Source organism: Bacillus sp. iso_77, assembly GCF_056173625.1.
Map to the genome: position 1 here is coordinate 1,996,993 of NZ_CM149683.1, position 26,687 is coordinate 2,023,679.

25 protein-coding genes, 1 other RNA gene, 1 pseudogene and 1 riboswitch are annotated in these 26,687 nt (G+C 40.8%); of the genes and pseudogenes, 5 read left to right on the plus strand and 22 right to left on the minus strand.

Translation table 11 applies throughout. The annotated features are described in order from the left end of the window. Positions 1–113 precede the first annotated feature (113 nt). Positions 114–213: riboswitch (purine riboswitch) on the minus strand. Positions 214–351: 138 nt separating this feature from the next. The 10 genes from AC0VYC_RS10090 to AC0VYC_RS10135 all read right to left on the minus strand — a co-directional run bounded on the left by AC0VYC_RS10090 (position 352) and on the right by AC0VYC_RS10135 (position 11,048). Then, positions 352–1,857 carry a carboxypeptidase M32 gene (locus tag AC0VYC_RS10090; protein WP_160757571.1) on the minus strand — a complete coding sequence of 502 codons (1,506 nt, stop codon included), beginning with the start codon at positions 1,855–1,857 and terminating at the stop codon, positions 352–354. 127 nt (positions 1,858–1,984) lie between these two features. Continuing rightward, positions 1,985–3,922 (minus strand): ATP-dependent DNA helicase, encoded by a 1,938-nt coding sequence (locus AC0VYC_RS10095; RefSeq protein WP_041507044.1) that lies wholly within the window; start codon positions 3,920–3,922, stop codon positions 1,985–1,987. A gap of 75 nt (positions 3,923–3,997) precedes the next feature. After that, on the minus strand, positions 3,998–4,195 hold the full coding sequence (locus tag AC0VYC_RS10100; RefSeq protein WP_017359721.1) for a hypothetical protein: 198 nt from the start codon (positions 4,193–4,195) through the stop codon (positions 3,998–4,000). A gap of 106 nt (positions 4,196–4,301) precedes the next feature. Continuing rightward, on the minus strand, positions 4,302–5,456 hold the full coding sequence (locus AC0VYC_RS10105; protein WP_475388386.1) for a THUMP domain-containing class I SAM-dependent RNA methyltransferase: 1,155 nt from the start codon (positions 5,454–5,456) through the stop codon (positions 4,302–4,304). Positions 5,457–5,564: 108 nt separating this feature from the next. Then, an RNA gene (rnpB, locus tag AC0VYC_RS10110) (RNase P RNA component class B) lies at positions 5,565–5,946 on the minus strand. A gap of 60 nt (positions 5,947–6,006) precedes the next feature. After that, positions 6,007–6,312 carry a cell division regulator GpsB gene (gene gpsB / locus AC0VYC_RS10115; RefSeq protein WP_475388388.1) on the minus strand — a complete coding sequence of 102 codons (306 nt, stop codon included), beginning with the start codon at positions 6,310–6,312 and terminating at the stop codon, positions 6,007–6,009. Positions 6,313–6,387: 75 nt separating this feature from the next. Continuing rightward, a complete protein-coding gene (locus AC0VYC_RS10120; RefSeq protein ID WP_202394241.1) occupies positions 6,388–6,930 on the minus strand; it encodes an SLOG family protein in 543 nt (180 codons plus the stop codon). A gap of 49 nt (positions 6,931–6,979) precedes the next feature. Further along, positions 6,980–7,216: a spore coat protein CotD gene (cotD, locus tag AC0VYC_RS10125; protein ID WP_072368252.1), complete on the minus strand. Its 237-nt coding sequence runs from the start codon at positions 7,214–7,216 to the stop codon at positions 6,980–6,982. Between the two features lie 314 nt (positions 7,217–7,530). Then, a complete protein-coding gene (locus AC0VYC_RS10130; RefSeq protein ID WP_475388391.1) occupies positions 7,531–8,778 on the minus strand; it encodes a ribonuclease H-like domain-containing protein in 1,248 nt (415 codons plus the stop codon). A gap of 23 nt (positions 8,779–8,801) precedes the next feature. Continuing rightward, a complete protein-coding gene (locus AC0VYC_RS10135) occupies positions 8,802–11,048 on the minus strand; it encodes a DEAD/DEAH box helicase (protein ID WP_035391694.1) in 2,247 nt (748 codons plus the stop codon). A gap of 160 nt (positions 11,049–11,208) precedes the next feature. Here AC0VYC_RS10135 and AC0VYC_RS10140 point away from each other — a divergent pair, with 160 nt between their 5' ends. Beyond that, on the plus strand, positions 11,209–12,327 hold the full coding sequence (locus tag AC0VYC_RS10140; RefSeq protein ID WP_024718533.1) for an NADH-dependent flavin oxidoreductase: 1,119 nt from the start codon (positions 11,209–11,211) through the stop codon (positions 12,325–12,327). Between the two features lie 49 nt (positions 12,328–12,376). Here AC0VYC_RS10140 and AC0VYC_RS10145 read toward each other — a convergent pair whose 3' ends face one another. Next, positions 12,377–12,883, minus strand: coding sequence for a PTS sugar transporter subunit IIA (locus tag AC0VYC_RS10145; RefSeq protein WP_475388393.1), 507 nt, complete (start codon positions 12,881–12,883; stop codon positions 12,377–12,379). A gap of 168 nt (positions 12,884–13,051) precedes the next feature. On the opposite strand from AC0VYC_RS10145, the gene AC0VYC_RS10150 reads away from it, so the two are divergent. Next, positions 13,052–13,471, plus strand: coding sequence for an Hsp20/alpha crystallin family protein (locus AC0VYC_RS10150; RefSeq protein ID WP_007500867.1), 420 nt, complete (start codon positions 13,052–13,054; stop codon positions 13,469–13,471). A gap of 228 nt (positions 13,472–13,699) precedes the next feature. Here AC0VYC_RS10150 and AC0VYC_RS10155 read toward each other — a convergent pair whose 3' ends face one another. From AC0VYC_RS10155 to AC0VYC_RS10165, 3 genes are all read right to left on the minus strand, one after another. Continuing rightward, complete coding sequence (locus tag AC0VYC_RS10155) at positions 13,700–14,152, minus strand: YppG family protein (RefSeq protein ID WP_017359729.1); 453 nt, start codon at positions 14,150–14,152, stop codon at positions 13,700–13,702. Positions 14,153–14,260: 108 nt separating this feature from the next. Further along, entirely contained in the window at positions 14,261–14,641 is a 381-nt protein-coding gene (locus AC0VYC_RS10160) for a YppE family protein (RefSeq protein ID WP_234710322.1), read from the minus strand. Between the two features lie 49 nt (positions 14,642–14,690). Continuing rightward, positions 14,691–14,927 (minus strand): DUF5446 family protein, encoded by a 237-nt coding sequence (locus tag AC0VYC_RS10165; protein ID WP_024718530.1) that lies wholly within the window; start codon positions 14,925–14,927, stop codon positions 14,691–14,693. Between the two features lie 193 nt (positions 14,928–15,120). On the opposite strand from AC0VYC_RS10165, the gene sspM reads away from it, so the two are divergent. Further along, positions 15,121–15,225: an acid-soluble spore protein SspM gene (sspM, locus tag AC0VYC_RS10170; protein WP_017359731.1), complete on the plus strand. Its 105-nt coding sequence runs from the start codon at positions 15,121–15,123 to the stop codon at positions 15,223–15,225. 23 nt (positions 15,226–15,248) lie between these two features. Here sspM and AC0VYC_RS10175 read toward each other — a convergent pair whose 3' ends face one another. Next, positions 15,249–16,205, minus strand: a complete 957-nt coding sequence (locus AC0VYC_RS10175; protein WP_047945924.1) for a DUF2515 domain-containing protein — start codon at positions 16,203–16,205, stop codon at positions 15,249–15,251. A 46-nt stretch (positions 16,206–16,251) separates the two neighbouring features. Between AC0VYC_RS10175 and recU the strand changes: the two genes are divergently transcribed. Continuing rightward, complete coding sequence (gene recU / locus AC0VYC_RS10180; RefSeq protein ID WP_072368256.1) at positions 16,252–16,887, plus strand: Holliday junction resolvase RecU; 636 nt, start codon at positions 16,252–16,254, stop codon at positions 16,885–16,887. 19 nt (positions 16,888–16,906) lie between these two features. Then, entirely contained in the window at positions 16,907–19,594 is a 2,688-nt protein-coding gene (locus AC0VYC_RS10185; protein WP_025207532.1) for a PBP1A family penicillin-binding protein, read from the plus strand. A 35-nt stretch (positions 19,595–19,629) separates the two neighbouring features. Here AC0VYC_RS10185 and AC0VYC_RS10190 read toward each other — a convergent pair whose 3' ends face one another. The 7 genes and pseudogenes from AC0VYC_RS10190 to dinG form a co-directional block, all read right to left on the minus strand. Then, positions 19,630–20,139 (minus strand): YpoC family protein, encoded by a 510-nt coding sequence (locus AC0VYC_RS10190; RefSeq protein ID WP_396466922.1) that lies wholly within the window; start codon positions 20,137–20,139, stop codon positions 19,630–19,632. After that, positions 20,136–20,798, minus strand: a complete 663-nt coding sequence (gene nth / locus AC0VYC_RS10195; RefSeq protein ID WP_008344602.1) for an endonuclease III — start codon at positions 20,796–20,798, stop codon at positions 20,136–20,138. Before nth ends, AC0VYC_RS10190 begins: the two co-directional genes overlap by 4 nt. Positions 20,799–20,815: 17 nt before the next feature. After that, a pseudogene (locus AC0VYC_RS10200) lies at positions 20,816–21,519 on the minus strand (DnaD domain-containing protein). 97 nt (positions 21,520–21,616) lie between these two features. Beyond that, on the minus strand, positions 21,617–22,909 hold the full coding sequence (asnS, locus tag AC0VYC_RS10205) for an asparagine--tRNA ligase (RefSeq protein WP_024718525.1): 1,293 nt from the start codon (positions 22,907–22,909) through the stop codon (positions 21,617–21,619). Between the two features lie 116 nt (positions 22,910–23,025). Continuing rightward, positions 23,026–23,511 (minus strand): cell wall elongation/penicillin-binding protein regulator TseB, encoded by a 486-nt coding sequence (gene tseB, locus AC0VYC_RS10210; protein WP_144679437.1) that lies wholly within the window; start codon positions 23,509–23,511, stop codon positions 23,026–23,028. A gap of 12 nt (positions 23,512–23,523) precedes the next feature. Beyond that, the gene (locus AC0VYC_RS10215; RefSeq protein WP_008344594.1) at positions 23,524–23,694 is read right to left on the minus strand and encodes a YpmA family protein; all 171 of its coding nucleotides are present in this window, start codon (positions 23,692–23,694) and stop codon (positions 23,524–23,526) included. 132 nt (positions 23,695–23,826) lie between these two features. Continuing rightward, positions 23,827–26,619: an ATP-dependent DNA helicase DinG gene (gene dinG, locus AC0VYC_RS10220; protein ID WP_268431914.1), complete on the minus strand. Its 2,793-nt coding sequence runs from the start codon at positions 26,617–26,619 to the stop codon at positions 23,827–23,829. Between the last annotated feature and the right edge of the window lie 68 nt (positions 26,620–26,687).

Consider the following 26,687-nt stretch of genomic DNA (forward strand, 5'->3'; position numbering starts at 1 on the left):
TTCCTCCCAGCATATTAGCAACTTTCATTTTTTTGCATAAAAAAAGCATTGCTGTCCATTAAGGAGCAAGCAATGCGAAAACGATCCACGGGATCTTCAGCTCATACAAAAGCTGTTTCATTTTGCTCACTCATAGTCGGACGGTATCGGTGTCCGGTAGAAACTTGCGTGCCTTCATCACGCGATTATATGAGTGTTTCATAGTGTTCAAATTATAACAAGATTTCAGACGCTTGGAAAGCACTTTTCTAGAAAAATACCGAACTTAAATAATCATTAAGCTTTAAACGTTCGTTTTTAGAATATTCAACCAGCAAAAAAGCACCCTTCTGATCAAAGGGTGCCTTTCATTTATGATAAATACAGTTTCGTGTACTTATCTGTTAAATAATCAATTAAGTATTGAACATTTAATTCTTCACCAGTTGCGTCTTGAATGATCTCAGATGGCTTTTTCCGTTTTCCATGCTTGTGGACATGTTCCGTTAGCCATTCTTTTATCGGTGCAAAAGACCCATTTTGAATCAGTTCATCAAAATTCGGTAAATCTTTGATCATTTGCTGCTTTAATTGCGCCGCATACATATAACCAAGTGCATATGAAGGGAAATAACCAAAACTACCATCTGACCAGTGAACATCCTGCAAAATACCAAGCGCATCGTTAGGCGGCGTAATGCCAAGATATGCTTTATATTTTTCATTCCATAACGCTGGCAAGTCTTCAACGGCTACTTCTTCATTGAAAATGGCTTTTTCAATTTCATAGCGAATAATAATGTGAAGCGGATACGTGAGTTCATCTGCTTCAATTCGAATGTAAGTCGGCTTCGATTCATTCACCGCATGCACAAATTCTTCTAAAGTGACATCTTTAAATTGTTCAGGAGATGCCTCTTGCAGCTTTTGATAATACGTTTTCCAGAAATCTTCATGTCTGCCGATAAAATTCTCAAAGAAAAGAGACTGTGATTCATGAATACCCATTGATGTGCCGTCACATAAGAGCGTTCCGCTCAGTGCCTCATCAATATTTTGTTCATAAATGGCGTGGCCGCATTCGTGAATGGTGCCAAAGATCGCCATTCGAAAATCGTGCTCATCATAACGCGTCGTCACACGTACATCCCCTCTGCTTAATGTCACAGCAAATGGATGAACCGTTGTATCAAGTCGTCCTGCGTCAAAGTCATACCCTAACTCTTTTAAGAAAAAGAGACTCAGCTCTTTTTGTTTGTCGATCGGGAAGCTTTTCGATAAAAACGAAGTATCTGGTTTATTTGGCGAAGCTTCAATTTTTTTCACGAGAGGAACGATGGCGTCTCGAAGTGCACCGAATTTTTGATCGAGTTGTTCAACCGTCATATCCGGCTCATAATTATTGAGCAGCACATCATATGGTGTTTTTTTCACGCCCCAGTACTGGATGAAACGCTTGTTAAAATCAATCAGCTGTTTTAAATAGGGTGCAAAGAGTGAAAAATCTGATTTCTCCCTTGCTTCTACCCAAACATGCTCTGCTTTTGATTGTAGAATGGAGTATTCTTTAAATTCTTCTTTTGGAATTTTGCTGTTTTCATCATATTCTTTTTGCGATAATTCGAGTGCCTTCTGCGTGTCTTTTGACAGCTTTTCTTTCTCTTTATTTAATGCTTCAAGAAGATCTCTCATTTCATCAGAAGTCTTCATATTAAAGATATCGCTGGATAATTGACCGATGGTTTCTGCTCTGAAATCAGCGCTTTTTTTAGGCGCTTGTGTTCGAGAGTCCCAATAAAGTAAATGAAGCGCCTCTGTATAATGGGCGATTTTTCCTAGTAATTGATAAAACGCTTTCTCTTTTGATTCAAGACTCATGCGTTCGTTCCCCCAATCAATAAAATATGTATGTACGTTTCAAGGCTACTTCAATAAATGTTCTTTTGTCAATGAAAAAGGAGGATACGCTGATCGTATCCTCCTCTTATTGAATGGTTTTCTATCATTAAGAGATCACTGGCCTTACTGGAAGAACGGATTCAATTTTACTTTGCAGCTCAATATCTTTCTGACTGCCAAAGTAAATATGAATGCTGCCAGCATCTTGGCTTGTCCGAATCAGTCTCCCAATGCCCTGCCTTAGACGAAGCAACATGTACGGAAGATCCACTTCAGTAAATGCATCTTTCGCTTCATTCCGTTTTGCTTCAAATACTGGGTCATGCGGTGGATATGGAAGTCCCCAAATGACCACATTTGTTAGAGACTGTCCTGGAATATCCAGCCCTTCCCACAAGTGAACGGAACATAACACAGATGTTTCATCCGCTTGGAACTTTTGAACAATGGTACTGATCTCCTCGTCTCCTTCAAAATACACATGGAAAGGCAGTGATTCATTTGATGCATCGAGCTGCTTTCTAAATACATGCAGTTCATCAAATGAAGGGAATAAAATAAGAGATCGACCGCCATTTTCTTTTACCTGAGATAGCACGTGCTGACCTTTTACAGCTGACTCTGTCATTGGCTGCTGAATTCCGTGGAGATACATTTGCATTTGCTCCTCATAATCATACGGCGAAGCCACACTCATGGATAAATAATCTTTGATCCCAAGGCTTTCAGCTAAATAATCAAATGATTGATTTTCAGACAACGTAGCAGATGAGAAAATATAAGGGATTTTTTGCGAAAATACCTTTTCACCAAGCACTTCTGCTACCGTTTTTGGCATGACGACAAAGGTTGTATCTAATTCCTGTTTCTCCAGCCAGCTAATGGCATTTTTCTGATAAAGTGACAGAGAATACGCCATCTGTTCAATGTACTCTTCTACAACAGACAATTCATATTGATCAATTGTGTACATCTCTGATTCAAATACGAGCGCTTCTCCAATCTTCTCAAGCAAATCACATAATTCACTTGCTGAACGCTTTACCTCATCTACACGACCAATTTCAAGACGGTGTGATCCTTTGATTTCTTTGGCATTCGTTTTTAAGAGATAAAAGAACTGATCGTTTGTTGCAAGTGCATCTTCAACAAGCTCTGCAAACTCTTCACGAATATCATTTTGCAAAAGACGCTCCAAAAACGTCTCAAGTGTTGATTGTTTCACTCGGTATGTTAGCGCTTTTTGTGCTGCAAACTCAAGAAGATGTCCTTCATCAAATACAACAGAGCTATGCTCAGGAAGGAGCGGCAGCTGTCCTTCACGTTTACGTGACTCCTTTGTCCATACATGTTCCATGTAAAAGTCATGAGAACAAATGATGAGGTCTGTTGCTTTTCGGTAATGGTCTCTTGATAAATTCAAGCCACAGCGGTGCCGCATGTCGCACGTTAAGCAGTCCTGAAAAGAGTCATAACCAATTCTTGACCACTCATCATTTGTTAATTCTGGATACTCTTTTCGATCACCATACGGATAAAATGTCTGCATCCCATGAGATTCATGAACAAATGAAGGAAGCGATTCATAAATGTCGAGCCACTTCTCATCATCTTCACGTTGCATCGTTTTCTCTAGTTTCTTTAAGCATAAATATTGATCATGCGATTTACTTAATCTCGCATCTATTTGAATATCAAGGTGATTGGCAATTTTATAGATATCACCTTCTTGTTTGACCAGCTGTTCAATTAACGTTTCGTCTGCACATGCAATGATCGCAGGTTTCCCTGTATATCTTGCATATGTGACCGCAAATAAAAGATAAACGATTGTTTTGCCTGTGCCTACCCCAGCTTCGGCAAACATCACACTTTTTTCTTTAAAGGCCCTTTCTAACTGAAAAGCCATAAATATTTGTTCATCTCGAAGATCAAAGCCCTTTTCTGGCAAAATGTCATAAAACACATCACCAATCCAGTTGCCCAGTTCTTCGTAAAAATTATGTTCTTTTGTTAATGAAAAAGGCAAACGAGATGCTGTCACCTGCTTCAACCCCCAACTTTTGAATCATTCAGACATTCAATAGTAACATTTATGCTGGGGTATGACAATCTTTTTTTAAGAGCGCAGGCGATGCTGGTAGCTTTCCTTCATTAAAAATGCGTGCTCTGAATGGTCTATGTAGTTTTGAGCCATTGCTAAGTTCTCGATGGCTGCCGTAAGTTTAGCAGATTGTCCCGTTTCAATCCCCTCTATTTCTCGGGCCGTCGAAGCGAGTGCTTTTTGAATTAACTGAAATTGATCATAATGAATCATGAAGACACCTCTTTTTTTAAAATCAAGTTCAGTTTATTCCGCCCCGTGAAGACTTATACCTTTTTAGCATAAAAAAATCCACACCTTCTCGTGGTGTGGACATTTGTTACGATTCAGTTGTTTGCTTTCTAGGCCGGCGTTTTCCCCAGTATTGATAATAGTCTGTTTTAATAAATCCATTAAACAGTTTTCTCTTTTTCGTCGCTTTTCTTCCGAAACACTCTTCGAATTTTTCATGTGACGTTAAAATGTAAATGGACCACGTATCTAGATTTTTCAATGCTTCGCCCATGCCTTGATACATTTTTTCCACAGCTGGCTTATCGCTGAGACGTTCACCGTAAGGCGGATTTCCGACAATCACACCATACTCATCTTTTGTTTGAAAGTCTTTCACTTGCATTTGCTTAAATTGAATCAGTTCACTAAGTCCAGCTTCTTCTGCGTTCAGTTTCGCAATCTCTACCATACGATGATCAATATCGCTCGCGATAATGTGAAGCGGCTGATCATAGTTCGCCTTTTCTTCTACTTCATGGCGTGCTTTGTTCCAAACGTCCTCACCGATCCATTCCCATGATTCAGATGCGAACTCACGGTTAAATCCAGGAGCAATGTTTTGTCCAATCATCGCTGCTTCAATAGCAATTGTTCCTGATCCGCAAAAAGGATCGACAAACGGACGGTCAGGTGTCCAGTTCGTTAATAAGACAAGCGCCGCTGCAAGGGTTTCTTTAATCGGCGCGCCTCCTTGATTTGCACGGTATCCACGTTTATGAAGACCCACACCAGACGTATCAAGCGTCAGCAATACTTTATCTTTTAAAAGCGCTACCTCGATTTTGTATTCAGGGCCTGTCTCTTCTAGCCATTCAGACTGTATGTTGTAAGACGATCTAAGTTTTTGCGCGATAGCCTTTTTGACGATGCGCTGACAATCCGGCACACTGGCAAGCTGAGATTTAACAGATTTACCAATGACGGGAAATGTGCTATTTTTCGGTAAAAATGCGGCCCAGTCAATGGCTTTAGTCTGTTCAAAAAGCTCATCAAATGTTCTAGCCGAAAATTCAGCAACTTGGACCTTGATCCGGTCTGCTGTACGCAGCCATAGATTCGCACGGCAGATGGCAAGCGCATCCCCTTGAAAAATAACTTTTCCGTTATCTACGGTGCACTCATACCCGAGGTCTCTTACTTCTTTTGCAACAATCGCTTCAATTCCCATTGGCGCTGTTGCGATGAGTGTATAGGTTTTCATTTGTTTATCACCTGTTTTCTCGTTCTTTTCTTAATCAAGATAAAAGCTCTCCATATGTAGAAATAGGAGAGCTTTGATTTCATCATGTTTATGATAACGGATATAACGTTCTGTAAGCCATGTTTTGTTCCATCGTACTGCAAACGGCAAAAGCCTCGTACTCAGGTGGTAATCATCTATCTACAGAATTCTCTGTCCTTCTCTCCGTTTGGTTCCTTTGAGAAAGTTCCCCTACCAAGTTTGGGTTTCTCGCTCGAGGGGTTTACCGCGTTCCACTCTCACCATTTCTAGTGAGACTTCGTCACTGTGGCACTTTCAAGGATACTTTGCCATATCCTAAAAGGACGTAGGCATTTTTCCTGCCGTCAGCCTTTCCCAGGCTGCCCTGGCTTATTTTTTCGCCAGGCACGAACACTACGGGCATCTCAGCACCGTGCGAGCATGGACTTTCCTCTGCAATGTCAAAGCATTACAGCGATTACCCGAACGTTAATCAACATGCGTTATTATAAACGACAATGTCATCTGACACAAGCTTTTTTGGTATTACTCAATCATAAAGTTTGCTGCCGAAAACGTGTTTCTCAAGATTAGATAGTCTTTTTAAAATATCAAAGTTTGTTGTATTGGACTGTGCAGGCTGTCTTTTCCCTTGCTCAACCGCTTCTTCAAGCTGTTTTGACAAGTGAAGGTTTTCTTGTTGGAGTTTTTCAATTTCTTGATAGAATGTCTCATAGTCTTTAATAACCATATCTAGAAATTTATCGACTTCTTCTTGTTTATACCCTCGGACACCTGTTTTAAATTCTTTTTCTAAAATTTCTTTCGCAGAAAGCTTTACTTTATCAGCAAGCATCTTTTTCACCTCATATCGTGAATTCATAGTATATTTTTTCAGAAATACGTGACGTTGTCAAATTTTCTCTTGCTTTTAGTCAAAAAACGGATCTTCCGCCTCAACCTGTGCTCTTAAATCATCCATTGTGATATACATAATTGGGTAGTCGGTATAGGTTTCAGCTTCTTTGATCATATATTTTGGCGAGCCTTCGTGCTCGGGATCATATAAGACGAGAAGGCCGTCCGTTTTTTCAATAAAAAAGCGGTTCTTTTGTTTAAATTGTGCCGGACTTTCATACGGTCTATGCGTGACACTTTCTACAAAATCAGCTTGTGCAAGAACGCCTTCATACAGCTCTTTATTTTGTTCATTCCAGCGCTCTTCCTGTTCATAAAATGGTGTAATGACAGCAAGTTTTAAATCTGGAAACTCCTCTTGAAGCTCAAAGACCACTTCAGCTGTCCATATTTCTGCCCCTAACTGACCTGAAATGAGCACCCATTCCAGCCCGTCTTCAATGAGTGCCGTCAGCCTTTTCCGAAGTTCCGCTTTTATGTATTGAAGTGCAGGCTCGTCTTGTTTGAAGATCCCAAGCTCAAATGGCTTGTACCCTGTGACAGCAATAATTTTCATTTTTTCACCTGCTTTTAAAAAAAGGGACTTATAAAAGTCCCATTTCACTTTATCTGTTACAGCAAGGTCCACCGCAGTTAAAGTGTTGATGTGTTGCCGGGTCCACCTGAGAAAACGTATGCGGGAAGTAGTGAACATGTTGGAAATTTTGGTGATGAACATTTGTTACATGCTGCGGGTGGATGTGCGGCACAATTGTAGTTGACTCACTGTGCGTACAGCAGTGATTCGTTGGATGTACAATTGGCTGTGTAACATTTGGATTGCAATGATGATGATGGTACATGTAGCATTCCCCTCTCCTTGATTTTCTTACATTAATAATGTATGAATCAAGAGGTGTACATGTACTAATGCATTAACCTATTTTAAAAGTTTGCAAGAAAAACATCTTTATAGTTTGAAAACACAAACGCGACCAATATGACAACAAGAAAAAACAAGTAGAAAAGACCCTTATACATGCTCTACGCTCCTCATTCAATATCTAACGTTATTTTACAGGATTCGTGACTTTTCTACAATAAAAGTGCTAAACAATTTTTATTTTCGGCCGAGAGCCGAACGTTGTCATTTTTTGCGCTTTCCCAGGCAATAATTTCATTGCCCAGCTTTTCTTAAGAGCCGCTTTTCTCGCTTGTCAAGTTCCAAAATGTCTCGTTCACTTAAAGACGATTGTGATAACAATGTTTGGGTAATGGAAAGGGCTGCTTTTGGGTCTTTTTGACGGTGTTCTTCATACTTTGCTAGCTCTACACCCGCTTTTAATCTTAAATGAACATCACTTGATTCAAATAGACGCCTCCATATGCATGCCGCTTCATCCCATTGTTTTAATCGCTTGTACTGTAATGATAGATCATAAGCTGCTTGATCCGCATGCTCAAACGCTGCTCCCGTTAATTCTTGCAGGTGCTTTGTTGCTTCCTGCACATCACGGTGAGCAAGATGCCACTTAGCTAATGCATATTTCTCATCTTCTTCCTTCACCGCATCTTTGGATAAGATTTTTTTAGACAAATGAATGTAGAGACTGATTAACGATAAGACATCAAGTTCATTGTGAGTCAAAATTCCTTCAATCAGTTTCGGGTTTTGTTCCTTTAAAAAGTGAAAATAGATCATTGGTGCGAGGAACCCCGGTGTATCTCCCTCTCGATTGACGTGCAGTTCTTCTTTTTCTACAACCGAAAGAGCCATACGCTCATATTTATGTTTCCACAATCTCCTTGACCCATGCAGAAGGTCAAAATGACCAAATTCAGGTAGAGCAGGTATTTGATCGCGTAATAATGTATGCCTCGTTTTGACTTGAGGCCAGTCAAATGATTTTCCATTATATGTCACTAGTGATTCGACATCCACCTCACTAAGAAAGCTTTTGTAAAGTGCCGCTTCATTTCCTGGATTCGTGAGCAGATGTTGTTTTACCACCACTTTATCTGAATAAACTCTCGCATGCCCAAGCAGAAAAATCATATTTCCCGTTCCGCCAGATAGTCCTGTTGTTTCTGTATCGAAGAAAAATAGCTCGTGAGGCTTGTAGCCTTTTGCAGAAAGAGAATGCTGAATCTCACTTTTGTTCCATGCACTCACCATCTCCGGCAGTTCTGCAAATGAATATCGCCCATGCTGATGGTCAAGTGGATAGGTCACTTCCCGAATGAGGCAGAAAGAGTCTTCAAAGTAGTAAGGAGCTGCACCTAATTCCCCCCACTCTTTTAGAAATGGAATGGTTTCAGCCGTCACAGTGGGCGTTTGTCCTTCTTTTACTGCCCCACGCTTTTCATCTGACTGATTGTGCGACAGGTGTTTTTTCATTCTGTTTAATTTTCCTTTTAATGACATGAGTACGTCTTTTCCCCCTTCCCTTAAAATCCTGCCATCAATTGAATGATACTGCTTTTTCCATCGATCTCTTTCATTTCCATGCCAATACAAGATGGACAGCCGTTCTCGCAGCTGCATCGCTCAATGAGCTGAGTGGCTGCACGGGCAATTTCATCAAAGCGAGCCTGGACCTCTTTACTTAAACCGATTCCACCTGGGTAATGATCATATAAAAATACGGTCGGTTTCCCGGTATGGGCTGCCTTTATTTGAGAAATGACATGAATGTCTGAACGGTCACACATGACAAACGCCGGAACAATATGCTGAAGAACATTGGCAATACCGAGCAAGAGCTGTTCAAGTGTTTTTTCTTCAAATGTCCGCTCTGCTTCATGTAATTCAAACCAAGCAGCACTCGTATGAATCTCTTCTTCAGGTAAGTGAATCGGGCCGGAACCGATATTTTCCCCGGTTGATAATCGAATTTTTTTGAAAATAGTCGGCATTGCATTGACGGTCACATCACCGTAGTGAACAGATACCGCCTCTTTCTCTGTTGTTTGATCAATTTCAAGCACCTTGAGCTGAACTGCTAAATTTGCATCTGTATAATATTCTACATCGACTTGTTTCACATAAGCCTTAAGATGCTCATAATCTAGCTTTTCCACTTGATACTGAACCCCTTCATGTAAATAAATCGCTTCATCATGAAGTAAAGTCATCGCACTGAATCGATCCATCTCCCCAATAATTCGAACATTCGCTACATCGGATTGATCGACAATGACGACATTTTCCTGACTTGCAGATCTCAGACTGATGCCATGAGCCGGGAACGATTGATCTGACCAATAATAACGGTTGCCGCTGAAATGGAGAACCCCTTCTTCATGTAAGTATTGCAAGATTTCTTCTACTTCCATACCGCCAAACTGTTCATCTTCTCGAAACGGTAGCTCGTAGGACGCACATTTTAGATGATCGACTAGGATGATAAGGTTCTCAGGATTGATTCTTGCCGATTCAGGTGGTCTGTTAAAGAAGTATTCAGGGTGTCTGACAATATATTGGTCAAGTGGCGATGAGCTTGCGACCATGATAATGAGTGCTTCCTCATGACGCCTTCCAGCTCGTCCAGCCTGCTGCCACGTACTCGCTACACTGCCAGGATATCCGGTCATGATACAGACTTTTAGCTGTCCAATATCTACTCCTAATTCTAGTGCGTTTGTGCTGACAACACCGAGAATGTCTCCTTCCCTTAAGCCTTTTTCAATCATGCGCCGCTCTTTCGGCAAATAGCCCCCGCGATAACCACGGATCGATTTAGGACCAATTTCTTTTTTCACTAGTTCTTGAATATGACTTAGGATGACTTCAACTCTTACCCTACTTCTAGCAAAAACAATCGTTTGAATTTTTTCTTTTAAAAATGTTTTAGCGAGCTGATTCACAACAGTGGCCGCACTTTGTCTAATATTTAATGGCTTATTGACGACTGGCGGGTTGTAAAAGACAAAATTCTTTTTACCGCTAGGTGCTCCGTTTCGTTCAATGAGATGCACCTTGCTTCCGGTCAGCTGCTCTGCAAGCTCTTTCGGATTCGCTATGGTCGCTGATGTACAAATAAAGGTCGGGTCACTTCCGTAAAATGCACAAATTCGCTTTAGTCTACGAATGACATTGGCGACATGACTGCCAAACACGCCTCGGTATGTATGAAGTTCATCAATGACAATATACTTTAAGTTCTCAAATAAACTGACCCATTTCGTATGATGAGGCAAAATCGCTGAGTGCAGCATATCTGGATTTGTGATGACAATATGTCCTGCCTGTCTGACGCGCTGGCGAATCGCTGGGGAGGTGTCCCCGTCATAGGTTTCACTGTGAATCGGAACATCCATCTCATGAATGATTTCGTTTAATTCACTTTTTTGATCTTGCGCAAGTGCTTTTGTTGGAAATAAATAGAGGGAGCGGCTTGTCTGATCTTCTGCGATCGACTGAAGAACTGGCAGATTGTAACAAAGCGTTTTACCTGAAGCTGTAGGTGTCACAGTCACCACATTCTCACCATCCATCACACGTTCAAAGGCTTCCTTTTGATGAATGTACAGTTCGCTCACACCTCTTTTTTCAAGCGCCACTTTGAGCCTGTCATTGACTCTTTCAGGAATTGGAGAAGTCAGTGCAGGCTTCGCTTCAATTTCATGCCAATGCTCGACCTGTTCATCTTTTTTTAAATCTTCTATGAGTTCATTCATTGTTTTCTTCTTCATCTGGTATCCACCTCTCATTCTAGTGTACCGAATATTTGTTTGCATGACTAGGCGGCAATTTTTTGATGCACCGCTTGTGAGCAAATATTTTGATGTGTTGTAACAATATCTATTACACTTCTATAGTGAAATGATTTTATCAAGGAAGAAGATGATCAGATTGAAAAACGAATTTAAGCCTTTATTTGAACCTTTTACATTCCCAGGGGGTGCCTCTATTGATGGCCGTTTAGTCGTTGCACCAATGACACACTTCGGTTCTCATGAGGATGGCACGATCTCAAAGGAAGAAATTGATTTTATTACCGCTAGATCAAGCGAAATGGGCATGGTCATCACCGCATGTGCAAACGTGACGCCAGATGGTAAGGCGTTTGAAGGACAGCCTTCTATTGCAAGGGATGAAGATATACCTGGCCTTCAAAAGCTTGCTTCTGCGATTCAAGCGAAAGGAACAAAAGCCATTATGCAAATTCATCATGGCGGCTCTCAGGCTCTCCCTCATTTAGTCCCAAACGGTGATGTCGTTGCGCCAAGTGATGTATTTAAAGATGGAAAACAAATTGCGAGAGCTTTGACAGAAGAAGAAATTCCTCACATCATCGACTCATTTAAAGAAGCAGCAAGGCGCGCAATCCAAGCAGGATTTGATGGGATCGAAATCCATGGAGCGAACGGATATTTATTACAGCAATTCTACTCCCCGCATAGTAATCAGCGTACAGATCAATGGGGCGGAAGCGAAGAAAAACGTCTCGCATTTCCAATTGCAGTTGTAGATGCGGTGAAAGAAGCAATCAAAGAGCATGTAACAAAACCATTTATCTTTGGGTATCGATTATCACCTGAAGAACCAGAAACACCTGGTTTAACCATGACAGAAACATTTACTTTAGTGGACGTACTTAAGACGAAAAACCTTGATTACTTGCATATTTCTTTAATGGAGATTGACGCTAAGGCAAGACGTGGTGCTGATACAAGTAAGACGCGGATGGAGTTATTAAAAGAGCGCTGTGGTGACACGCTTCCACTCATCGGCGTCGGTAGCGTCATTACAGCTGAGGATGCACTGAATGCATACAATCAAGGGATTCCACTCATCGCTGTTGCAAGAGAAGTCATTGTTGATCCCGATTGGGCAGTAAAGATTAAAGAAGGCAGAGAAAACGAGATTGAGACCGTCATTAAACGCAGTCAAAAAGACAAGTACATGATTCCAGAGGGTTTATGGACTGTCATGGAAGCAAGTAAAGGCTGGGTTCCAATGGAGGATTAATCCCCTCAACAAAAAAACTACCCTATCAACTCAGGGTAGTTTTTTTGGATTATTTCATTTTCACTGTAAAAAGCTTGGACGTCTGCTTTTCTACAGACCCATTAGGTTCTTTGTCAAGATGTTCTACTAAATCACCATTCATGATGACAATTGGTGTCACTGTGCTTGCCGCTTTTTCTTCAATCAGCGCTAAATCACATGTAATGAGAGGATCACCTGCTTTCACTTTATCCCCTTCTTTTATGTGTGCTTCAAAGCCTTCACCATTTAATCCAACCGTTTCAAGTCCGATATGAATCAGAAGCTCAAGCCCCGAGAGTGTTCGAATCCCAATTGCATGTTTTGTATGGAAGAGTTGAATAATTTCACCATCTACTGGCGACACAATGGTTCCGTTTTTTGGTTTTACAGCTACGCCGTCTCCCATCATCTTTTGAGAAAAAACGGGATCTGGTACATCGGTCATATCCATTAACTCACCATCAACTGGAGAATAAATGACTTCTTCCTTTACATCATCTTGGTTTTTTCCGAAACCGAATATTTTTTTCAGCAATGTTCATTTGCTCCCTTCAAGCTTTGCTTCTAGATCTATTCAGCGTATAAACCTTCATGCCCATACACCTTGCTTCATTCAACACTATTTAATCATAATTTTTTCCTCTCATCAATTGATAACCGCCTGAGCCCCTTTTGCATAGGCTGTAGATGAGAGGTGATTCAAATGAAACATGAAAGTGAAAAGAAACACGAGTTGTTAGCAAATGAAGACATTCTATATGAAGCAATTGAACAATTTTTTGCATCATCGCCGTTTCACGACATTTTAAATAGTGCAGAGGCGCTGATGACCACGAGCCATTCACTTGCATCCATTACAACTGATGTGACAGAAGATGATCAATATGTATATATTGAGATTCGATTTCCAGACCATTTTGTCGAAGGTGATATCGCACTAGAAGTGAAAGCGCAATATTTACACTTATCGGTACAGGAAAAAATCAAAACAGACACGACTTCCTCCTATTCAAGCTTTACCAAAACCATTTTAATGCCTGCAAAAATAGATGAAACCAATATGAAGAGCGTTTGGAAAGATCAATCACTTCGTGTGACTGCGCCAAAACAAACAACCCAATAGATGTAATATCTATTGGGTTTCAGATTGTTGACAAAGGGCTAAAATGTTGTTTATTTTAGCCCTTTGTCTTCTTTTCAGCGTGATAGAAAACCTTTGCAGTCTAGGAAGGACGAGCATCGGCGCGGAGCGAATTTGACATTCGTGAGCACCGAAGCGCAGGACTGACACCGAATGCGGGGGTTTGTCTACACGCTGCAACCCAATAGATGTAATATCTATTGGGTTTTGCTAAGCTTTAAAAATACTAGTAAATCCTTTCGCCAATGAGCCCACTTGATTCATTGTACTCATCATTTGTCCAGCAGTATCAAACATTTTATTAAAATCGTATTGCCCATTCGTTTTTTTAAATTGTGACAGCACACTTTTAAATTGAGATGATTGCTGTTTTTGCGGCCTTGGCAAAGGATAAGGATTCATAGGCTGCTGCATAGGCATCATGCCCGGCGGCTGCATTTGCGGCTGATTCATTGCTTCAGGCTGCGGCTGATAAGGCTGGAAGTTTTCCTGATATCCAAAAGGCGGCTGATAACCTGCAGACGGCGGCTGGTTCATTTCACCTTGATATGGGGGCATGAAATATTCTGGAGGCTGCGGAGGCTGCTGCATATCTGGATACGGAAAAGGCCGTTGCTGAAATTGATTCATTTCATAAGATGGCTGGTTTGAATAAGGGAACATGTATCTCGCTCCTCTCGCTCTGAAAACATATTGAAGTCAATGATATATTATGTTCAGGAAGCAGAAGATGTGCCTACAGCAGCCATAAGAAAAACGCAGGCTGTTTCATCAGCTGCGTTTGTTGATTTCTTCTATTAAAAGGTTCAGTGTATAAATCACTGACTCAACTAAATTTTTCACACGAGGTGCATGCTGTTTGCCAAAATAAGATTGCAGCACAACCTCTTTTCCATTTTCTTGGACGGCTTCAAGCTGTTCTTGATGTAAGTATCTAGGTTTGGCCTGATGAATAAATGAGGTAGCAGCAGTAAGCCACTCTTCCATTTGCTGATCAAATTTGACAACGGCCGGGCTAATATCGTTGTAAAAATCATAAACTGGGTATTCCTCTTCTGCCTTTCCCTTTAGGTACTGCTCGTATGCTTCTTCGATCCACGTGATCAACTCTTGTGTATGTTTAAGTAATGTTTGATTGTCCAAAGTGTTCACCTCTATGAACCATCCTATCAAACGTTTACTTATTGCTCAAATAGAAAAGCTATCCGGCGTGATATGCGGGTCTTGCCTGCAGCTTATACTCTGCTGCATGAATTTTCAATTCACATTCCTTCACTTCAGATTCAAGACGGTCAATGATTTGTTCTTGCTCCTCTACGGCAGCGTTTTTTGTTTTTTTGACAGCTAAAGACAGTTCTTCTTCCACCGCATCAATCTTTCGCTCAATTTCCTCTAACAACTGCATAATGGATTCTTTTGATACAAATTCGCTCATCATCAGATTCCTCCTTTATCATCTCTCGTTACATTCTCTTTTCTTTTGCTCCCTCCTTCATACATGACAAAACTAGAACTAAATCGCCAATCTAAGTGAAGATAAGCGCAATTTCTTCCATTTCGACACGTGCTTGTCCTTCTTTGTATGATCGCGTCCGATTGTGTAAATTCTAAGGACAAAGGAGGTAGATGTCATGAAAAAGCAGCAAGCACCAAAAGAGCAAAAAACAAAAGGGAAAGAAAACAGTACAGATCAGCTTGATAAAAAGCTCGGCGGTCCTAACCGTCCATCCACGTAAAAAAAGCAGGTACCCCCTGCTTTTTATTTATGCAAAAAATAGTGTTCTAATGAGAAAAGAAAACGAAGCTGCCTTTTTTTATGAAAATACCAGTCGGTCAGCTCAATTTGTTTTGGTAAACGCTCTGCTTCAAACAAGGATGGACTCAATTTCTTTTGAAACCAATCTTCCCTTTGATCGTCTAATGAATGTGTCATGACTGGATACACCGTTCTGAGGAAAGGGCTTGACCTTCGCGCAATCCCTAAAAACGGTTCAAAATCAAATCGAGATCCCGTATGCGGCACGGTATGCAAAAAATGATAAAAATCCGAAAACAAATCGGCTCGAAACAATAGTTTTGCTAGTTTTTTCCCTAACGTAATGCGCTCTTTTACTTGGGAAAACTTTCGTATGGTTAACCCATACAAATGCCCGTCTACTGTCGGAAAAACGACGGTTTGAAAATGTGCCCACTCGCTGAAAAGATATTGAATCGAGTGAAAAACATTCTTTTTCAGGAGAGGATTTTGTATAATAGGAGATTGTATAGTATATTGTTCATTTATGATGAGTGCATGCAGCAGTCGCTCTGTGTCACGCGTTTGCCAAAATCGTTCCCACTCAGCGCTCATAAAACGAGACACACCGAAATGGGGCAGCAGATGAAATAAAGGTTTACGGCACCTTTTTGACCATTCATACAAGAGAAGCTGCGGGTAAGCATCTGAAAAGATCAGCCAATTCGCTCTTTCATATGCTGTAAAGAACAGATGCCCTTGCTGATCCGTTAAACCCGGATGGAAGAGCTCGCCTTTTAAATCTGTCATCGACCATCCAGCATTTCTGGAGACAAAAGAAGCAAGCAGAGACCATTTCATCTCTGGATGACGGTCATAAAAGCGCTTGTACGCATTTGTCCTTGTCAGGTTGTCCTTATTTTTCGCTTTCGTTTCATGTAAAATATGCTGGGTAATCATGTGCTCTTGTTGTGACAACATGGTGATCTCTCCAATACAAAATGCATTAAAAGGAGGCTGAAACTTGATGATTCGGTATCCTAACGGAAAATCGTATCAGCCCATTCAACAAATTGGGACAAAAAAAAGAATCAGCGGCGAATCATCTTATAGTAACCGCGGGATGACGCTTGAAGCTGACTTAAATGAAACGAACCAGTACTATTTGGTCAACGGGATCGCAGTCATTCATAAAAAGCCTACCCCTGTTCAAATTGTCAATGTGGATTATCCAAAAAGAAGCGCTGCTGTCATTAAAGAAGCCTATTTTAAACAATCCTCCACAACAGACTACAACGGGGTATACAAAGGGCGTTATATCGATTTTGAAGCAAAGGAAACCAAAAGCACCACCTCGTTTCCGCTCAAAAATTTCCACGACCATCAAATTGAGCATATGAAACAGGTTGAAAAGCAAGGCGGTATTTGTTTTGTTATTATATCCGCATTTGGTTCCGTTTATTATTTGTCCGCTACTGACCTCTTCTTCTTTTGGGAGCGGCAGCAGCAAAACGGCCGTAAATCCATTAGCAAAGATGAATTAATGGAAGCAGGTCACCTCATGACACTTGGATATTCGCCAAGAATTGATTATATTAAAGTAGTGGAGACACTTCATTTTTCGGATGACAGGAAGCAACATTTACGTTCGAAAAAGGTTTAACACGAAAGGTTGAGATGTGATGTCTGATCAATTTACAAGTCGTGAACAGCGACGTAAAGCAAGTCAAGAAAACAATAAGAAGCAAAAGAACAAAAAAGGCAAAAAGAAAGCAGGTCTATTTAAAAAAATATTTTTATCTTTACTCGTGATCGGTCTTCTTTGTTTAGTAGCCGGAATCACAACTTTTGCCGTTTTTGCATCAAGCGCTCCTTCTATTGATGATAGCAAGCTAAAAACGCCGTATTCTTCAAAACTTTACGATAAAGACAAAAAAGTCTTTGCAGAAGTCGGGGCGGAAAAAAGAACGTATGTCTCGATTAAAGATATACCCGATGTGGTAAAAGACGCGTTTATTGCAACTGAAGATGCACGTTTTTATAAACACCACGGGATTGATCCTATCCGTATTGGCGGTGCTCTTGTCGCAAACGTCGAGGACGGTTTTGGAGCAGAAGGTGGAAGTACGATTACACAGCAGGTTGTGAAGAACTCCCTGCTTAACAATCAAAAGACGTTAAAACGTAAAGTACAGGAAGTATGGCTCTCGATTCAGCTTGAGCAAAAATACTCTAAAGATGAAATTTTAGAAATGTATTTAAACCGTATTTTCTTCTCTCCTTATGCTTATGGTGTTGGGAAAGCGGCTGAACAATTTTTCGGAGTGACAGATTTAAATAAACTAACTGTTGCACAGGCTGCCACACTTGCAGGTATGCCGCAAAGTCCATCTGCCTATAACCCAGTGAAACATCCAGAGGCAGCGGAAAAACGCCGTAATATCGTTTTAGGCCTAATGAAAAAACAAGGCTATATTTCAGAGAAAGAGTATGAGGAAGCAAAAGCAACACCTGTCAGCAAAACAGTTGTTTCAGCTGATAAATATAAGAGTCAAAACTCAAGTAAGTACTCTGCTTATATTGAAGAAGTCATGGAAGAAGTACAGAAAAAAGCCAAAGTAGATGTATCAACAGATGGATTAAAAATCTATACTTCTCTTGATCGAAAAGCTCAGGATCATCTGGATGACATCATCAATGGGGATTCAGCCGGATTTACGAAAGGTATGCAAGCTGGAGTCACCCTGCTGGATACAAAAAATGGTGAAATTCGTGCCATTGGTGGTGGTCGTGATGTGCCAGCCGGCGGCTTTAACTATGCCACTGATGCAAAACGCCAGCCGGGATCTACAATTAAACCAATTTTAGATTACGGCCCTGTAATTGAAAACAAAAAATGGTCAACATATCAGCAAATTGATGATGCGCCTTATACGTACTCTAACGGTACACCAATTAACAACTTTGACAGAAGACACTTAGGGAAAATGTCGATGAGAAGTGCTTTGGCACAATCACGAAACATCCCTGCTTTAAAAGCTTTCCAAGAAGCTGGTACAGACAATGCTGTTCAATTCGCCAATAACTTAGGTTTGGACTTACCTTCTGACATTCCTGAGTCTTACTCAATCGGCGGATTTGACGAAGGTGTCTCATCTCTTAAAATGGCTGGTGCATTTAGTGCATTCGGTAACAACGGATACTATAATGAACCGCATGCCGTAACGTCTGTTGAATTTAATGACGGGACGAAGCTTGACTTAACACCAGACTCTAAAGCAGCCATGAGTGATTACACTGCATTTATGATCACAGATATGCTGAAAACTGCTGTACAATCTGGAACAGGTACACTCGCACAAGTACCGAATGTTCAAGTAGCTGGTAAAACAGGTACAACCAACTTTACACAAGATGATATTAATAAATACAACATCCCTTCTGGCGGGGCGAAAGATTCATGGTTTGTCGGTTACACGCCGCAATACACAGCAGCTGTGTGGACCGGAATCGGCAACTCAAAAGATGCAGACGGCAAAATGTGGCTCACGGATTATGAACAACGTGTTGCCAAAGTTGTCTTCCAGAAATTAATTTCTCAAATTGATGATGGAAGCGGCTCATTTGAAAAGCCAGACAGTGTCGTTGAAGCAACGGTTGAAAAAGGATCAGATCCAGCGAAGTTAGCTGGACCAAACACACCAAGTGATAAGAAGACAACGGAATACTTCGTCAAAGGAACTGTCCCAACAAAAGTTTCTGACACATATGAAAAGAAAGAAGCTGACAAACCATCTGACTTAAAAGCGGTGTATGATGAAGAGAAAAAATCGATTACACTCACTTGGGGTTATGATGACGATGCAGATGCAACATTTAATGTGAAGCAAGCGGTCGATGATGGAGGCTATAAAGACATTCAAAACAGCTCTTCTAAAGAAGCCGTCATCTCTGATGTGAAGCCAGGTTCCACCTATAAATTCCAAGTGACAGCGACTGTAGACGATGTCACAAGTAAAGCTGCTTCTACCTTCCTCACCATTAAAGATGACGAAGAAGAGGAAGAAAAAGCAGATGATGAGAACAAAGAAGAAGAAGAGCCACAGCAACCTGATGATGAGCAAACAGATCAAACAGATGATAATCAAAACCAAGGCGGCACTGATGAGCAGAAGCCTGATGATAAAAAAGATCAAGGCGGAAATACCGAAAACGGCAATGGCGGTTCAAGTGATGGCTCAGACAGTACAAATGGAAACAGCAACTCACAGAGCGATGCCAATAAAGATAAAAAGAAAGACGACGAGAAAGCCAATTCTCAAAGCTCAAATACTCAGTCAAATTCTACTTCTCGCAAAGAAGACGAATAACAAAAAAGCACTTGCCCTATGTGGCAAGTGCTTTTTTAACGATTTTGTTTTAACTTTCTGAGTGCTTCGTATTTTCCATACTGCTTTTTGAGCTCTGTGTATAACTCGTCCAATTGAATAAAGCAATGATATTGAGTAGGTTTAAGCAAAATAAACTCTAATCGTTCTGTCCAGTTAATGGGGGCTACTGGAAACGTCTGTTGTTTAATTTCCTCCCAATCAACGGTTTGAAGCCTCTCTCCTTTGATCCAGTAAAACATTGCAATCATACTGACAATGCCTTGCAGCATATCATCCTCTTCACACCGAGATTTTCTCGTTTGAAAGCGAGGAAGCATGTTGTCTTTTAATTCATTCCACAGATCAAACATCAAAGGAACAAATTCTTCCGTTTTCTGCCACGGTTGCACATCTAGTAAAGGTTCTGAAGATAGATCAAATGCGAGTGGATTGATTCTTAATATATCCTTTTTTTCGCCGCTTATCTCTACCTTTTTCTCTTTTAGCTTTTCGACATATGAGGTGAAAACAGCTGCTCCGCTCATGCCAGCTTCACCAGCCCTTTTTTCAGCCTCTTCTGCCCTTCTCTGCACATATCAAGAAGTGGACAAGATTCACACTGTGGCCGCTGCGCCTTACAGTGATATCTGCCGAAAAAAATGAGACGATGATGGGTCACGGACCAATCCTCTTTTGGCACCTTCTTCATTAAGGTTTGCTCTACCTCAAGAACAGAATCCTTCCAGCGGCAAATCCCAAGTCGTTTGCTGACGCGCTCGACATGTGTATCTACTGCAATGGCGGGAATTCCAAAAGCGACAGACACAACGACATTTGCTGTTTTCCGTCCAACCCCTGGGAGCTTGATTAGCTCATCTCGATCTCTTGGCACTTCACCGCCATAATCTTCAATCAGCATTTGGCTTAATTTTTGAATGTTTTTTGCCTTATTACGATAAAGACCGATCGAACGAATATCCTGCTGCAACTCTTCAAGCGGCACACTTAAATAGTCTTCTGGTGTTTTATATTTTTGAAATAGATGTTTGGTCACTTTGTTCACCAAAACATCTGTACATTGCGCTGAGAGTGCGACAGCAATCACTAGTTCAAATGGATTGGAATGAACAAGCTCACACTCAGCTTCTGGAAACATATCTCCTATAATATCTAAACATTCATTGATTTGTTTTTTTGATAACATGCCTTCTCCTTTATTGGTTATTGTTCCAGCCAATTATAAAAAGGAACTTGTCTTTTATATGAAGATGTTTCTTCTTTTGAAGGTGGGGCTTTTTGCTGCGAACGGAAATGCTGGCTATGCTCTTGCGCTTCTTCCGCTGTTTTCAGCCCTTTCTTTTTCCACTCAAACAATATTCGATCGATATAGCGAAAATTTAATTTCCCTGATAAAACAGCTTCTCTTAGAGCAAGACGAATCATCTCAGCATCATGATGGTCTTGGTCCATCCAATCGAGAGTGTCTCCCCTTCAAGAGGAGAAAGTGGTCTGCCAAACTCATCTTCAAATAGCGCATATAAAGATTTTTCAGCCTGCACATGATTCTTTTGCAGGTCTTTCGCCTGTTTTGCTTCTAAAAAGTCATACAGCACACCCCATAAGGGTTCTACCGAGTAACGGTCATGCTGAATACCAGACCTGTCTTCAAACGGCTGGATCGAAATAAACCCTTTTTGAATCAAATACTGCACCATATAAGCACATTCTTCGGCCGAAATGGTCATACCATGTGAAAGCTCTTCAAATGTTTGAAAAAAGACGCCTTGTTCTTCATTCATTTTAATCTTTAACATGACCATCATTTGTGATTCATTCAGTCCTAATTGCTCATAATGGGCAATCAGCAAATTAGGCAAACTGGTCGAACCCATTTTCTGCATATCTATAAATTGCTGCCTTTTCATCGGATACACCTCTTCACTTTCAGTATATCACGTTTTCTCATACGTGCTGCCCTTAAGACGTTTGAAAAAGCCTCCATATGTTGGAGGCTTTCACGTCTTAAGGATATAAACGGTTTAATAATCTTGGGAATGGAATTGTTTCACGCACATGCGGCGCTCCGCTAATCCAAGCAACTGTTCGTTCAAGTCCAAGACCAAAACCTGAATGTGGTACAGAACCATACTGTCTTAATTCTGTGTACCATTTGTACGTTTCTTGATCTAACCCATGTTCTTTTAATCTTGCTTCAAGCAGATCTAAATCATGAACACGTTCAGAACCGCCGATAATCTCTCCATAGCCTTCTGGCGCAATTAAATCTGCACAAAGGACGACATCATCACGGTCTGGTGCAGGCTGCATATAAAATGGTTTTAATGAGGTTGGGTAATGAGTGATAAAGACTGGTTTATCATAGCTTTCGGCGATCGCTGTTTCATGCGGCGCACCGAAATCATCTCCCCATTCAATGTCATCAAATCCTTTATCCTGCAAGAATTTAATCGCTTCATCATATGTGATGCGCGGGAATGGTGCTTTGATGTTTTCTAATTTTGCTGTATCACGGCCAAGTGTGTGCAGTTCTACTTTACAATTTTCAAGTACACTTTGAACAACGTGAGACACATAATTTTCTTGGTACTCAAGGTTCTCATTAAATTCAACAAATGCCATCTCAGGCTCGATCATCCAGAACTCGATTAAATGACGTTTTGTTTTCGATTTTTCTGCTCTAAATGTTGGACCGAATGAGAATACTTTTCCGAGTGCCATCGCAGCAGCTTCCATGTAAAGCTGTCCACTTTGAGAAAGGTATGCATCTTCATCAAAATATTTAGTAGCAAACAGCTCTGTTGTTCCTTCTGGAGCACTTCCTGTTAAGATTGGCGGATCCACTTTCACGAAGCCTTCTTGATGGAAAAACTCATATGTAGCACGAATAATTTCGTTACGGATTTTCATAATGGCATGCTGTTTTTTAGAGCGCAGCCATAAATGACGGTGATCCATTAAGAATTCTGTTCCATGTTCTTTTGGTGTAATTGGGTAATCTGTTGCTTCGTGAATCACTTCAATGGATTTCACTTGTAATTCAAAACCAAGTGGTGAACGTTCGTCTTTAGTTACTTGTCCTGTGACATAGACCGATGTCTCTTGTGTCACTGATTTCGCAAGCTTAAAGACTTCCTCTTCTACCTCTGCTTTTACAACGACTCCTTGAATAAAACCTGTCCCGTCGCGAAGCTGCAAGAATGCAATTTTCCCGCTTGAACGTTTATTGGCAATCCATGCGCCGATTGTTACTTCTTCATCGACGTGTTTGAACACTTGATTAATAGTTGTTTTCAACATATTTCCCTCCAAAGCCAGAAAGAAACTCACCTTGTTAGATAGGTGTGATTCTTTTTTCATACATTTTATTATAACCGTTCTAAATCAGCATGGTCAACGCAAGACAGAAGAAACTACGGTGTTAAATTTTTTTCCACTCGTCCTGTCGTAAAATCAACATAGCTGAAACTATATTGGTTGTTCTCATTTAAGTACGTTACTTCCCAAAGGAGGACGTCACCTTCTCGTGCTAATTGAACATTTTTTAGCTTAGAAATGGTGTTCTCCTTTTGAACGGCTTGTACTGCTTGGTTTGAAGTAATGCCTTCTTTTGCTTTTTTAGCAATGACTTTTTCTTTTTTGCTGGCAGGTACCCACACATAGATCGCTTCGTTTTGTTTGTTTTTACCTTCCACAATAAATTGCTTTTCTTTCCCAACAAAGGTATCCACTTGCTCTACTTGTTCTATTGATGCTTGCTTTTTTGCTCGTTCAATCGCTGCCTCATGACCTTCTTCTTTTTGTCCCATGGCAATTTGATAAATCCACGAAAAGCTAATGATGCCAATGAGTAAAACGAGCGCAGCAATGGATGAAATAATCCAAACTATTTTTTTCATGTCAAGCTTCCCCTATGTGCGATATATGGTAAATATCGCTTGATTTTGATCTTCTTGATCTAATGCTAATCCAAACATAAGATCTTCCCTTTTAAGCGTTCTGTTCAGCAAATCGACGATTTTGTATAGGTCTTCTGAATGCTTAATTTGAACAGTTGAAAGTACCTCTATTTTACTTTCCACTTCTAATTCCTCCTCGGTACGTAAATATTGTTAGTCATACTTTTCAATGTGAGAACCGATACTATTTTTACAACGGAACATAAAAAGCCGTTACGATAAATTAACTCCAAACCCACACCAGTGAAAGGCCGCTTATGACAGCGGCTTTTCGTTGTTAAGCTTTTCTATATACGCCTCAAGCGACTCTTTGGACATCTCGTGAACTGGCGCATGATGAAGTGATTCTAAAAATAGTTTTCCATACGAAGCGGTTTTCACTCGGCGGTCTAAAATCAGCAATGTTCCGATGTCTTTTTCCGAGCGCAGCAAGCGGCCGGCTCCTTGCTTAAACGTTAACACAGCTTCCGGGAGAGCGACGGCTTTAAACGGATTTTTCCCCTGTTTTTTTGCAGCTTCACATTTTGCTTCAATGAGCGGTGAATCGGGTGGTCGGAAAGGAAGCCTTGCCATAATGACGGTCGTTAGCTCTGAGCCAGGAAAATCCACACCTTCCCAGAAACTCCCTGTTCCTAGCAAGATGGCCTGCTTAGCCAATTTGAACATTTTTGTCAATTTTACAGGGCTGCCGCCTGTCAAACCTTGAGCAAACAAGGCCGATTGCATACCTTCTGATTTCAGCTCTTCATACACTGCTTTTAACATCTCATGTGAATTAAATAACACCAATATTTTCGCTTGATCCTGCTTTTCCATGATCTTAATATAATTTGCAGCTTGCTTCACATATTCGCGTTCATCACGGTTTGTGATCGGCGGCATGTCAGCCGGTACAACGACCTTAAGCTGTTTTTCAAGTTCAAAAGGTGAATCAATTTGGACAAGGTGTGGGTAAAAATCTTGCAGACCAAATCGTTCCAAGCAATAATCAAAGCGTTGATTGATGGTAAGCGTCCCTGATGTGAGGACGACGCTTTTTTTGTTCATGAAGAACCGATCAGCTAGCAGCTCCCCTGTATCCAGCGGCTGCGCGTGCATAAAGACAGCATTCTTGGCACCCTTTGCATCAATCTCAATCCAAACGGTTTCATCATTGTTTGGTTCAAAGATAAACCGGTACAGCGTACTGCAGAATGTCTGCATAAATGACATCACTTGATCGTATTCTTCTGCTTCAAATGCAAACTGCTCTATGAACTGATCACTTTTGTGAAGCAACTCATTTTTTTGCTGCTCATACAGTTTCTCACAAGCAATCAATAACGAACAAAGCTTACTCGCTGATTCTTTAATTCGGACCCACTGAGCATGTTTTGAATGATGACGGACTCTATGAATGAGACGATTGATGTCCGCTTTTGGTTTTGTCCTTTTGACAAAAGAATGTACGGTACTAAAAAATGCGTCACTTTCCATCTGAAGCTGCTGAAGATACTCGTCCATTTCAATAAAGGTGTCAGTTGATAAACCTGCCCCATGAAATCTCTTTTTCAATTTCTTAAGCAGCCCGCCATGCAAAGAGCCAAGCTGCGTTAATTTCGCATGAAGCTGGATATAAGACGCACTGTCACCTAGCGTTTCATTGGCTGTTTTTTCAAATTGGTGGGCCTCATCAATCACATAGACATCTGCATGCTGAAAGATAGAAGCTCCTTCTGTTTGAGATAAAAGCAGACGGTGATTCGTCAAAATTAAATCAGCGGTTTGAGCCTTTCGTTTAGCCCGTTCATAAAAACAATGTTCTTTAAAACGGCGTTTTTTCGATGTAAATGGCATGTGCACACAAGAGATACGGTCTTTTATATTTGCAGCTCCTGACGGTAAATTCAGTTCAGACAAATCACCTGTTTCAGTGACAAGAAGCCACATTAAAATTTGCGCTTTTGTTAAGACAACATCATAGTTATCATCTTCCTCATGCAGGACATGCTCAAACTTATCTAAACAAATATAATGTGCCCGCCCTTTAAACACACAGGCGGCTGGCTCAAATGGGAGCAATTGCTTGAGTAGCGGAACATCGCGCTGAAGCATCTGCTGCTGCAGTAAAATAGAATATGTACTGATAATGACAGGTTTTCCTGATTTCTTTGCTTCTAAAGCAGCTGGTATAAGATAAGCGAGTGTTTTCCCGATTCCTGGCGCCGCTTCAATTAACGCATAAGCTCTTTCATGGAACGCATCTCTTACTTTGTTCATCATCGTGAGCTGGCCTTCTCTTACTTCATAGCCTTCTAATGTTTGAGGAAGCTTCTCTTTTATCTCCTCAAACAGTTGCTCGTCGTCAGCGCCTACTGCATATGTCGATTCAGTGATAGGATTGGTCACATCTTTCACAGCAAAAGATCCTACTTCTACAAGCGAATCATCCTGACTAGAGTGATTGGTTTCAAGCTGCTTAATTAAAAGTCCTATATCACTTAGAAGATAAGAGGATAATCTGCGCAGCTGTTTTAACACATTTGGCGGTGTATTCCTTAATTGATGTAATAAGGTTAAAAATAACATGGCAGTAACTTCCGCATCACTATCCGCTCTGTGCGGGTGGTCATGTGGAAGCATGAGCTCTTCGCTTAATTCAGTTAGCTTATAACCTTCAAGCTCAGGATAAAGAATTCTAGAAATTTCAACCGTATCAATCGCTAGCACATCCAGCTCATGTTTCCCGCATGCTTTTAGTTCATCGTTTAAAAAGTTCAAATCAAAATGAACATTGTGCGCAACAAAATAAGCGCCCTGTATGAGATCATACACCTCTTGGGCAATGTCCTCAAAAAACACCGCGTCATCAACCATGTGCTGCTTAATACCTGTCAGCTGTTCAATAAATCCAGGAATCGTTTTCCCTGGGTTCACATATTTTGAATACCGTTCGACAATTTGTCCATTTTCAATGACCACCGCAGCAATTTGAATGATTTTATCACCTTTTTTTGGTGAATTCCCGGTGGTTTCAATATCAACGACAACAAACCTTTGATCGGTCATAAAATGGACACCTCAATTCCTCGTTCCACTCATAGTGAAACACACTCTGGGCAATATAGCTGAAACAG

Excerpts from the sequence above, each read along its gene's own strand:
- AC0VYC_RS10090 (WP_160757571.1), bottom strand. The coding sequence starts at position 1,857 with ATGAGTCTTGAATCAAAAGAGAAAGCGTTTTATCAATTACTAGGAAAA.
- AC0VYC_RS10100 (WP_017359721.1), bottom strand. The coding sequence starts at position 4,195 with ATGATTCATTATGATCAATTTCAGTTAATTCAAAAAGCACTCGCTTCG.
- AC0VYC_RS10105 (WP_475388386.1), bottom strand. The coding sequence starts at position 5,456 with ATGAAAACCTATACACTCATCGCAACAGCGCCAATGGGAATTGAAGCG.
- gpsB (WP_475388388.1), bottom strand. The coding sequence starts at position 6,312 with ATGCTTGCTGATAAAGTAAAGCTTTCTGCGAAAGAAATTTTAGAAAAA.
- AC0VYC_RS10120 (WP_202394241.1), bottom strand. The coding sequence starts at position 6,930 with ATGAAAATTATTGCTGTCACAGGGTACAAGCCATTTGAGCTTGGGATC.
- cotD (WP_072368252.1), bottom strand. The coding sequence starts at position 7,216 with ATGTACCATCATCATCATTGCAATCCAAATGTTACACAGCCAATTGTA.
- AC0VYC_RS10130 (WP_475388391.1), bottom strand. The coding sequence starts at position 8,778 with ATGTCATTAAAAGGAAAATTAAACAGAATGAAAAAACACCTGTCGCAC.
- AC0VYC_RS10135 (WP_035391694.1), bottom strand. The coding sequence starts at position 11,048 with ATGAAGAAGAAAACAATGAATGAACTCATAGAAGATTTAAAAAAAGAT.
- AC0VYC_RS10150 (WP_007500867.1), top strand. The coding sequence starts at position 13,052 with ATGAAACATGAAAGTGAAAAGAAACACGAGTTGTTAGCAAATGAAGAC.
- AC0VYC_RS10155 (WP_017359729.1), bottom strand. The coding sequence starts at position 14,152 with ATGTTCCCTTATTCAAACCAGCCATCTTATGAAATGAATCAATTTCAG.
- AC0VYC_RS10165 (WP_024718530.1), bottom strand. The coding sequence starts at position 14,927 with ATGATGAGCGAATTTGTATCAAAAGAATCCATTATGCAGTTGTTAGAG.
- sspM (WP_017359731.1), top strand. The coding sequence starts at position 15,121 with ATGAAAAAGCAGCAAGCACCAAAAGAGCAAAAAACAAAAGGGAAAGAA.
- AC0VYC_RS10175 (WP_047945924.1), bottom strand. The coding sequence starts at position 16,205 with ATGTTGTCACAACAAGAGCACATGATTACCCAGCATATTTTACATGAA.
- recU (WP_072368256.1), top strand. The coding sequence starts at position 16,252 with ATGATTCGGTATCCTAACGGAAAATCGTATCAGCCCATTCAACAAATT.
- AC0VYC_RS10185 (WP_025207532.1), top strand. The coding sequence starts at position 16,907 with ATGTCTGATCAATTTACAAGTCGTGAACAGCGACGTAAAGCAAGTCAA.
- AC0VYC_RS10190 (WP_396466922.1), bottom strand. The coding sequence starts at position 20,139 with ATGAGCGGAGCAGCTGTTTTCACCTCATATGTCGAAAAGCTAAAAGAG.
- nth (WP_008344602.1), bottom strand. The coding sequence starts at position 20,798 with ATGTTATCAAAAAAACAAATCAATGAATGTTTAGATATTATAGGAGAT.
- tseB (WP_144679437.1), bottom strand. The coding sequence starts at position 23,511 with ATGAAAAAAATAGTTTGGATTATTTCATCCATTGCTGCGCTCGTTTTA.
- dinG (WP_268431914.1), bottom strand. The coding sequence starts at position 26,619 with ATGACCGATCAAAGGTTTGTTGTCGTTGATATTGAAACCACCGGGAAT.